The sequence below is a fragment of the Pseudomonas sp. HMWF006 genome, from assembly GCF_003061205.1.
Lineage (GTDB): Bacteria > Pseudomonadota > Gammaproteobacteria > Pseudomonadales > Pseudomonadaceae > Aquipseudomonas > Aquipseudomonas monsensis.
The window spans coordinates 1-8,236 of record NZ_QAIU01000317.1 but is presented as its reverse complement, the minus strand read 5'-3'; the positions used below and the strand labels follow the sequence as shown (position 1 = coordinate 8,236).

The window sequence follows — 8,236 nt, the reverse complement described above, 5'->3', positions numbered from 1 at the left end:
CGGCGTAGAACAGCGGTACACGAATGTCCGCGGGGATGTTGCTGAATCCGATCGCCATTATTTGGCTCCCTGTGGTTTAGCCGCTTTTGCGGTTTTGAGTGTGATGTCGCCGTCGGCCAGACGCCGGCGCCACCAGGCGCTGTCCAGCACTTCACGGCCTTCGAGCGGGAGCAGATCGCCCGCCTCCGGGTCAGGTACGGCACGGCCAATGACCGGCAGCACAGTGATGCGTTTGCTCATGGGGTTACGTCTCCAGAGAAAGTCAGTTCCACGCGCCCATCGGGGCCCGGGCGTTTCAGGTTGGGGTCGGCCGGGTCGATCGCATCGACCCGAACCGTGGCCCCGGTAAAGGACGACAAACCGTCCAGTTCGCGTTCGTGCCAACTCTCCGCAGGCTGACTCGGCAGATTGCGGCCGAGCTGGAACTCGGCAAAAAAGCGCAGCCGGTAGAACCCGCGACTGCTGTTGATCGAGACCATTTCGCCGCCGTCATAGACGATGGCGCCGTAGCCGTCGCCCGGCTTGAACCCGACCAGTGCGCGCCACAGCTCGGCGCGCAGGTCATGCAACAGATCCAGCGCTTTTGTAGCGTCGGTTGCGTCAAGCGCGAGGACGATTTCGAAGCGGTCGCGGATTGGTTGGGCGATGAGGTTTTGCGCGGTGCTGTTGCTGGCCACATCGGCGATTGGCAGCACGTGGGCCGAAGGTGTTGGCAGATCGGTGTTGCCTTGCAGCAAGGCCAGATCGACACCAACGACAATGTGGTTGGCAAGGCCAGGGCATTGCGCACGCAGCTGCGTGAGGATCGGGGTGATCTTCATGAGGGTGTTCCAGATTATGAAAATGACCACAGGCCCCTGTAGGAGTGAGCCTGCTCGCGATTGCGGTGGGTCAGACAGATTGATTTTGACTGTGGCACCGCGATCGCGAGCCGGCTCACCCCTACCAGGGATTCGTGTCGCTGCTGAATCAGTCTTTGGCGGCGGCGTTTGGATCGAGGCCGCTGGCATCGATCACGCAGCGATAGCTGTTCTCGCGATTGCCACTGGCGGTGACCTTGTCGATCGACCAGCGTCCGCGCATGAAGTCCGGCCAGGTGTCATCGAGCAGCACCAGCCCCTCAGCCGCCAGTCGTGGGTCGCCGGGGCAGGTGATCTTCACTTTGTACTTCTGGCGCAGCATCTTGCGCACTTCGCCCTCACCGACGGCGATGGCATCGGCTTCGCTGGGCTGTTTCTGGCGCAGGGTCTTGAACGGCGCAAGCCCCGTTTCGACCCAGCGCAACACGCCCGCAGCACCGTCCCAAAAACACGTCTTGCAGCCCTTGGTCTGCTCGCGAGCGGACTCCTCCAGCGTGGCGCTGATAAACGCGTGATCGCCGGGACGATTGTTGTGGGTGACCGAAAGGGTCACGTCCGCGAGCTTCTGGCCCGATATCGATTTGGTCTGGCCGGGATGGGCCAATACATACATATCGTCGTACGGTTTGGTCACCGCGTTGTACTTTTTCGCCAGGCGCGTCAGAAAGCTCATATCGGTTTCGTTGGACTGGTCGACGTGCTCGATCCTGATCATCGCTACCTCCGGCGCGACGCGTGGTGAAAAGCCATGGGGCGATACCAGTTCGTGAAACAGCGCACCAAATGTGGTCGGGCCATGGCTGGCCGTTCGGCGTTGCTTGAAGCCCGTTTCATCATCCTTGCTGAACGGTGCCGCCGTGGCCACCAGGGTCAGGCGAAACGGGAACAGCGTCGGCGTCAGGCGCGTCACTTTGAACTGGCCCTTGTCGACCATTCCCGACTCCAGATAACCGACCTCAAGGCCGATTTTCCCTCCCAGGTCTGGCAGCCCTTCGAGGCCTTCGAGATCAATCGTCAATGTCAGCTGATCGGATTCGAAACCGGCAGCATCGACGTGCTCCCAACTGATCAGGCGTTGATTGAGCAGATCCTCGTTTGCGCCGTAAATCTTGACGACCGGCGTAAAACCCAGTGCCATGCAACCTCCTTAATCCCAGGCCGTGAACGGTTTGATCGTGGCCGGTTTCGAATCGAGTTCCGGCAGCACGACCCAGACACCTGCAGGCAGAATCGGCCCGTGTTCAGCCAGGGTCGGATTGAGTTTCCACAGGGCTTCTTCGGCAGCGTCATCACTGCGCCCGGTTTCGCGGTAGAGCAACAGATTCACCGAATCACCGGCCACGCTTCGAACCTTACGCATTGTTGAACTCCGCTAATTCGATCACCCACTTGATGACCATTGCGGTGCCATCGTCGATGACTTCGCTTTGGTTTTCCTGGACGCTGTTGATCCGCCACAAACCCCAATTACGACCGATACCGTCAATCAACGGCAGCGGTACACGCGAGGTTTGCAGCGCTCGCAGTTCGTCGAGCCGATCCATGGCCACGGCGTACATGGAAGTACCGGTGATGGTCAGGGTTTCCGGTTTTTGCCCGGCCTGGCTGGACTTGGGTTTGCTGGTCAGGATCGGCAGGTCCGTCCATCCGCCATCGGATTTTCGCGCCAGCGTGCTGTAGGCGAAATTGCGCGACAGGCCGAAGATAAAACTGCCTAGAGCCATTTGTTGTTTCATCAGGCGACTCCATCGCTGAGGGCAGCGTCACGGCGGGTAGCGAGGGGGTTGGTGCCGATAGCAGGCATGTACCCGGTGTCGAAATGGTTTCGTATGACTTGCGCAACCACAGCGCCGATTTTCTCGGAGTTGAGTGCATCGCTGCCGCTGACCTGCACGACTGGTGCATAGGTGTATTGCGGATTCTGCGTCTGAGCGCTGCTCAGTTCCTTGGCCACTTGCGCAGGAGGCGCGAGCTTGTCCTCGGCAGTTTCTCCCCATTTCTGCCCAAGATAGGAGCCGACCGCCCCGCCGATATATGTGCCAATGCCTGGCGCAATGAACGTACCGATCGCGGCGCCAATGGCAGTGCCGGCCAACTCGCCCGCGGCGCCTTTGACGGCCTGATCATCACCTTCACGCCAACCCTTCAAACCCGTGTAAGCGGCATGGGCAAGGGCCAGCGGCGCACCCAGTTTCAACGCCGGCATTGCCTGGGCAAGCCGGGGCATCAAACTGGCGCCCAAGCGCTGGACCGCTGGCACCTGTCGGGCAGCCATTTTCTCGATTGAGCGCGGTGTCCAGCTGCCAATTTTATCTGCCCACATCTCGAGTCCGATCTTGGCATTGTCGATTAAGGGCAGGACTCGTGCCGTAACGCCTCGCAAACGACTGCCGCCAACGGAGCGCGAAGGTGCCTTGGCAGGATTCTGTCGAGCAGGCGAGCGACTGGATTTTTTCTTTTTGCGAGGGCGATCAGCGTCCTCATCCCCGCCAATCACATCACCGATTTCAGGTGGCAATCGGGTAGACGCCAGACGCAACAGTTTTGTCGTAACCGCACCAATCACAGCCGCCGCGCCACTCTTGAGCGCAGCCGTGACAAAGGGCAGGGTGACCGCTCCCAGCACAACTAGTCCGGCGGTGAGGGCCGGGAATGCCTCTGCTGCTGTACTCGCGACATTGACCACCGCCGTCAGCCCGACCGCGAGAGCATCCGTGAGCGGTGCCAGTGCGGTACCAAACGCCGTGGTTAGCCGATTGAGACTCGCATCCAGCGCATTCCAGCGCCCTTGCGAAGTATCACCAAACGCCTCGGCAGTTTTCGTCGCGGCACCACCGCCGGAACCCAGTTCCGAGGTTGCATAATCGTGCTTGTCGGACACTCGCGTGAAGGCTGTCTTGACGTCGTCGGGCTTCTTCAACAACTCAAGAATGCTTGCGCCACTTTCGCCAAACAGCGTCTTCGCCGTGGCTGCGCGTTCGGGCCCGGATTGTTGGTTGAGTGCCACGAGCACCGAATCAATCGCACCTGGCGCATCCGTGCGCATCTTCTCACGCAACGATTCGGGGTCCAGTTGCAACCGGGTCATCGCCGAACGCTGTTCGGTTGACGCAGCGTTTTCTTTGCCGAAGACCGAAGCAAAGCTTTTCAATGCCGCACTGGCACCGTCCTTGTCCGCCCCACTGTTCAACAGCGCAGTGGCGAACGCTGCCACCTGTTCCGGGGTCATTCCCGATGCAACAGCACTCTCGCCCGAGCGCTGAACGACCGAACCAATATCGGCGGCCTTGGCATCCAGACCGCTGCTCCCCAGATAACTGATCGCGTCGGCCAGATCCTGGCCTTGGTATCGATCCAGTTTCAAGGAGGAACGCCAGACGGCGAGCATTTCCCCCGCGGCCTTGACATCCATGCGGAAGGCCGTGGCATTGATCGCTGCATCGCCGGAATAGGCCCTTAGCTCTGCAGCCCGCTGATCCCCCTTGGTGCCGTCGGCAATACCGGATCGCGCCCCGACCTGCTGCACTTGCAGAAGATCCGCACCGGTCGCGCCACTGGCCGCGATCGGCCGCTGAGTTGCCAGTTCGAGGGTTTGCTCTGAGTGTGCTTGAAGCTGCTCTTTGTTGAGTCCGATCAACTGATTGAGCTCAACCAGTGCGGTCTCGCTAGCCATCGACGATTGCAGGCTTTTCGGTGGCGGGCTCTGCTCGATTTCCGCCTTGAGTTTTGACTTCGGCTCACTATTGGCAGCCGGGGCCGCCGCCACGACCTTGAACAACGACTGCTGGCTGACCAGCAGCTCCCGCAGCTTGATCTGCTCCTGAGTCAGCAAACGAATAGCATTACTTGCCAGTGCCAATGTCAGGTTCAAATCCCGCAGCGGTTTGCCGAGGTTATCGAGCAGCGCCAATCCGCCCGTGGTATTGCCGCTCTCACCGGCGTATGTGAGCGCATATTTGTTTTCTGCCATGCCGCTCTACTCCTGTTTCACGCCAAGGCGAGTGATCGCTATGTCGTAGCGGCGCAACGCCTTTTCGGCGTCCCATTCCAGAATCTCCGCTTCACTTACCGGGTAAATGAGCGGGACGATATCGAGGATTACTTCGATGTCGCGTTCCGAAAGTAGGCCGCCGGCTGGTTTAAAAAATCGTCGATGCGCACCTGCAACTGCGTCCAGTCAGGGACGCTCAAGTGGGCCAGATCGGGGATCATCAGACCGGTGCAGTGGGCGGTGATGAACTCGGCGCGTTCCTTGGCCGTTTTCAGTTTTTTCATCACTTTGGTGGCGCGCAGCGCGGGCATTTCCAGCGACAGCGAGGTCACGGTGCGGCCGGTCACGGCAAGCGGTTGCAGCAGTTGCACCTGGTCAGGATCGGCGGACTTTTCCGCGTCCTCGACCTGCTCCAGAAAGTACGACGCCGGACGGGTCGACATCTCGTGCACGTATTGGGCAATGCTCACGTAATCCGGACGTTTGAGCTGATCGAGTTCCTTGACCGACAGGCCAGTGGCGAGCAGCGCCAGTTCGAAGAACTGATCGTCTTCATCATCGCCGGCGCGTTCCAGTGCTTCTTTTTGTGCGGCGTAGAACAGTGGCTTGAGCTGGATCTGCTCGATCTGCGCGCCGTCATCGCCGGTGATCGGCGACAGCAGGTCATGCTGGGGTGGCATCCACGACATGTATGAATTCCTTGGTGATTCGTAAAGATCCACTGTGGGAGCGAGCTTGCTCGCGAAAGCGGAGTGGCATGCAACATTGCTGTCGACTGACTTGAAGCCTTCGCGAGCAAGCTCGCTCCCACAGGGTTTGGTGATTGCCTTCAGCCGTGGCTTACGGCATCAGCACCGCACGACGGGCATCACCGAGGATGTCGACGCCGTTGAGCACGAACTTCTGGGTGCGTACGTCGATGTCGATCACCGGGATGCCGTTTTCCAGGCGGGTGTAGGTACGGCAGGAGAAGTCCAGCGTCGTCAGGGCTTTGCCACCCATTTTGATGGCGTCCTCACCCATGGTTTTGAGCTTGCCGCCGATGGTGTGATAGGTGAACCAGGTGTTGCCGTCCTGATCCTGACCGGCTTCACGCACGTTCAGCAGAATGTCGTCGCCCAATTTCACACCCATGGCGAGCAACACTTCGGCGCCCGTGCCCTGCAGCTTGATCTGAGCATTCAGTGGCTTGGCGCTCTTGGCCATTTCCTCAACGATGAAGCGCCCGCCCGTCATGCTCTCCATGTCGAAGTCGATTTTCGGCGGGGTGAATTCCTCCACGGTCGCCGACAGCGGCAGGCCTTGCAGGGTGGCCGCGATGGCCTGTCTTACGCGGTTGGTAAACATTAGAGAACGTCCTCCAGGAACTGCTCGATGATTTCATCGCGGGCGTTGAGTTGATAAACCATGTGTTCGTTCGGCGCGTAACGGCCGTAGTCGATGACCACGTACCAGGTGCCGTTCTTGTACTTCTCGACGCTGTTGAGTTCCGGGTGCAGGTACACGCTGCCGCCCGGAATGGTTTCGTCGGCGACCAGGGTTTGCAGCCAGTCGTTGATGCGCTTGACCTCTTGATCCATGAAGGACTTGGTCAGGTTCTTGGCCATGGCTTTCTGGCCGGCCTTGACCAGCTTGCGGCTAATTGCATCTTCGAGGCCGACGTAGCTGATGAACTTGCCGGTGATCGAGCGGTTACCCAGCAGCGAGAAGCCGCCAAGGACGGTGCGGGCGTAGTAGCTGACGCCGTAGCGGTTAAGCAGATCGCCTTCGGTGGAGGTGTCGAGGATGTTGTATTCAACGACCCGCGACACGTCTTCGGCGTAGGTCACCTGGTTGCCCGGGCTCTCCCACTGCTTGACCTTGGCCAGCGCGGCAATCGCCAGGCTGGACGGTGCGAGGAAGACATTTTTCTTCGCTGCTTTCGAGTACACGGCCGGCATGTTGTGCACCACCAGGCAACGGTCGAAACCGAGATCCGCACCGCCCAGTTCCTGGCTGTAGGTCACTTGATCGGCGACCGAGGCATCCTTGCCATCCAGCACCACACGGGCCTTGATGCGCTTGCCGAACGAGGCGAACTCGCTGGCCACCGCTTTGGTGCCGGTGAAGCCCGGCGCGCCGATGATGGTCAGGTCTTCCGGGACACTGCCCAGCGCGGCCAGACCGAGCTTGCGGCCGGTGGCTGGATCGACGCCGCCGATCACCGCGTTAACGGTGTCAGCCGGGGTCGCGCCCGCTTCGACAATCACCACGTACACCGGCACCTTGACCACTTTGAGGATCTGGTAAACCGCGTGGTACAGGGTGCCCTCTTCCGAACCGGTCGGATCGAGCAGCGCATGGGTGGTGAAGCTGTTGATGCGGAACGGAGCGTTACGCGGAATCAGCGGATCGGCTTTCGGCGCGGTGCCGACCAGACCGATGACGTTGTCACCCAGGCCACCCATGGCCTCGGGGGATTCGGTGGCATTGACGGTAATGCCGTTGTGCTCGAAGTTCAGAACCTCAGCCATAGTTAGTCAGCCTTCTTGGCAGCGGCCTTTTTGGCCTGGGTGGTGGGGGTTTTCAGTTCCAGTCGACCGGCGCTGTGCAAGGCACTGGCCTCGACGTCGAGCAGATCAAGGTCTTGACCGACGCTCGACCAGTGCCCACCGCCGGTGGGGAATGGGACGAGCACGGTGTAGGTTTGGCGGGTTGCCATTTTTCGTTTCTCCATAAACGGGAAAGCCCCTCGTGGGGAGGGGCTTTGGCGGGTGTTGAGTTGTATTAAGCGGATAAGAAAACGCCCCGGGGTGCGGGGCGTTTATTGAAGCGTCACAAACCGGGCTCAGGCACTGGCGGTACATCTGGCCAGCCCTCAGTCAGCATTTCGGGACGATAATTTCCACTGTCGATTGCCAGCAGCAACTCGCGCTCGCGGTCAAAGCAAGCCTGGACATGAGTGCGTACAGCCTTGGCAATTGCGAGAATTCGCGGCGCATCAATTTCGACGAAGCCATTGGCTGACTTGAAGTTGCATCGGTATTCCGGATCGACGATTGCCGACAAGCCCATTCCAGCAATCAGCGTCTGGCTGTCACGAGTGGTTTCGATGGTTAATCCGTCGACAATGACGCCACCGGCTTCGTGCATGAAGCGTTCGGCGGCAATAGCGACCGCTTGAGTTTCAGGCGTGGCTGTTATCGGTAGCTCGGGCGAAAACAACCACTCCCCGCCTTGCTCTTTCGCCAGCCAGCCTTGACGGGGAAGTGGATCGAGATGATCGACGCACACCCACACCAGCGTCGGCGGATACATCGTCGAAATATCACCGTTGGTTTCGATTTGCTCGACAACCTTGTCGGCATAAATACGAACATAGACGCTCATCAGGTCCACTCCTCGA

The 8,236-nt window shown here is 59.8% G+C and carries 11 protein-coding genes; all 11 read right to left on the bottom strand.

The genetic code is table 11. The features are described 5' to 3' along the window. Nucleotides 1–57 precede the first annotated feature (57 nt). Nucleotides 58–240: a DUF2635 domain-containing protein gene (locus DBR24_RS12985; protein WP_123465154.1), complete on the bottom strand. Its 183-nt coding sequence runs from the start codon at nt 238–240 to the stop codon at nt 58–60. After that, nucleotides 237–821: a hypothetical protein gene (locus DBR24_RS12980; RefSeq protein ID WP_128614958.1), complete on the bottom strand. Its 585-nt coding sequence runs from the start codon at nt 819–821 to the stop codon at nt 237–239. The genes DBR24_RS12985 and DBR24_RS12980 overlap by 4 nt, the downstream gene beginning before the upstream one ends. A 148-nt stretch (nt 822–969) precedes the next feature. Continuing rightward, on the bottom strand, nt 970–1,998 hold the full coding sequence (locus DBR24_RS12975) for a phage late control D family protein (RefSeq protein WP_128614957.1): 1,029 nt from the start codon (nt 1,996–1,998) through the stop codon (nt 970–972). A 9-nt stretch (nt 1,999–2,007) separates the two neighbouring features. After that, complete coding sequence (locus DBR24_RS12970) at nt 2,008–2,220, bottom strand: tail protein X (RefSeq protein WP_128614956.1); 213 nt, start codon at nt 2,218–2,220, stop codon at nt 2,008–2,010. Then, entirely contained in the window at nt 2,213–2,596 is a 384-nt protein-coding gene (locus DBR24_RS12965; RefSeq protein ID WP_128614955.1) for a phage tail protein, read from the bottom strand. The genes DBR24_RS12970 and DBR24_RS12965 overlap by 8 nt, the downstream gene beginning before the upstream one ends. Further along, entirely contained in the window at nt 2,596–4,830 is a 2,235-nt protein-coding gene (locus tag DBR24_RS12960; RefSeq protein ID WP_128614954.1) for a phage tail tape measure protein, read from the bottom strand. Before DBR24_RS12960 ends, DBR24_RS12965 begins: the two co-directional genes overlap by 1 nt. 128 nt (nt 4,831–4,958) lie before the next feature. Further along, nucleotides 4,959–5,540, bottom strand: a complete 582-nt coding sequence (locus DBR24_RS12955) for a phage tail assembly protein (protein ID WP_128614953.1) — start codon at nt 5,538–5,540, stop codon at nt 4,959–4,961. 151 nt (nt 5,541–5,691) lie between these two features. Next, nucleotides 5,692–6,198, bottom strand: coding sequence for a phage major tail tube protein (locus DBR24_RS12945; RefSeq protein ID WP_123465142.1), 507 nt, complete (start codon nt 6,196–6,198; stop codon nt 5,692–5,694). Continuing rightward, nucleotides 6,198–7,364, bottom strand: coding sequence for a phage tail protein (locus DBR24_RS12940; RefSeq protein ID WP_128614952.1), 1,167 nt, complete (start codon nt 7,362–7,364; stop codon nt 6,198–6,200). Before DBR24_RS12940 ends, DBR24_RS12945 begins: the two co-directional genes overlap by 1 nt. A 2-nt stretch (nt 7,365–7,366) precedes the next feature. Then, entirely contained in the window at nt 7,367–7,552 is a 186-nt protein-coding gene (locus tag DBR24_RS12935) for a hypothetical protein (RefSeq protein ID WP_047291936.1), read from the bottom strand. Between the two features lie 113 nt (nt 7,553–7,665). Beyond that, a partial coding sequence (locus DBR24_RS12930; RefSeq protein ID WP_218278134.1) for a DUF4376 domain-containing protein occupies nt 7,666–8,236 on the bottom strand: 571 nt, incomplete at its 5' end.

Bases quoted from the DNA above. Each gene is read 5' to 3' on its own strand.
- DBR24_RS12945 (WP_123465142.1), bottom strand. From the start codon at position 6,198: ATGTTTACCAACCGCGTAAGACAGGCCATCGCGGCCACCCTGCAAGGC.
- DBR24_RS12980 (WP_128614958.1), bottom strand. From the start codon at position 821: ATGAAGATCACCCCGATCCTCACGCAGCTGCGTGCGCAATGCCCTGGC.
- DBR24_RS12940 (WP_128614952.1), bottom strand. From the start codon at position 7,364: ATGGCTGAGGTTCTGAACTTCGAGCACAACGGCATTACCGTCAATGCC.
- DBR24_RS12965 (WP_128614955.1), bottom strand. From the start codon at position 2,596: ATGAAACAACAAATGGCTCTAGGCAGTTTTATCTTCGGCCTGTCGCGC.
- DBR24_RS12970 (WP_128614956.1), bottom strand. From the start codon at position 2,220: ATGCGTAAGGTTCGAAGCGTGGCCGGTGATTCGGTGAATCTGTTGCTC.
- DBR24_RS12935 (WP_047291936.1), bottom strand. From the start codon at position 7,552: ATGGCAACCCGCCAAACCTACACCGTGCTCGTCCCATTCCCCACCGGC.
- DBR24_RS12960 (WP_128614954.1), bottom strand. From the start codon at position 4,830: ATGGCAGAAAACAAATATGCGCTCACATACGCCGGTGAGAGCGGCAAT.
- DBR24_RS12985 (WP_123465154.1), bottom strand. From the start codon at position 240: ATGAGCAAACGCATCACTGTGCTGCCGGTCATTGGCCGTGCCGTACCT.
- DBR24_RS12975 (WP_128614957.1), bottom strand. From the start codon at position 1,998: ATGGCACTGGGTTTTACGCCGGTCGTCAAGATTTACGGCGCAAACGAG.
- DBR24_RS12955 (WP_128614953.1), bottom strand. From the start codon at position 5,540: ATGTCGTGGATGCCACCCCAGCATGACCTGCTGTCGCCGATCACCGGC.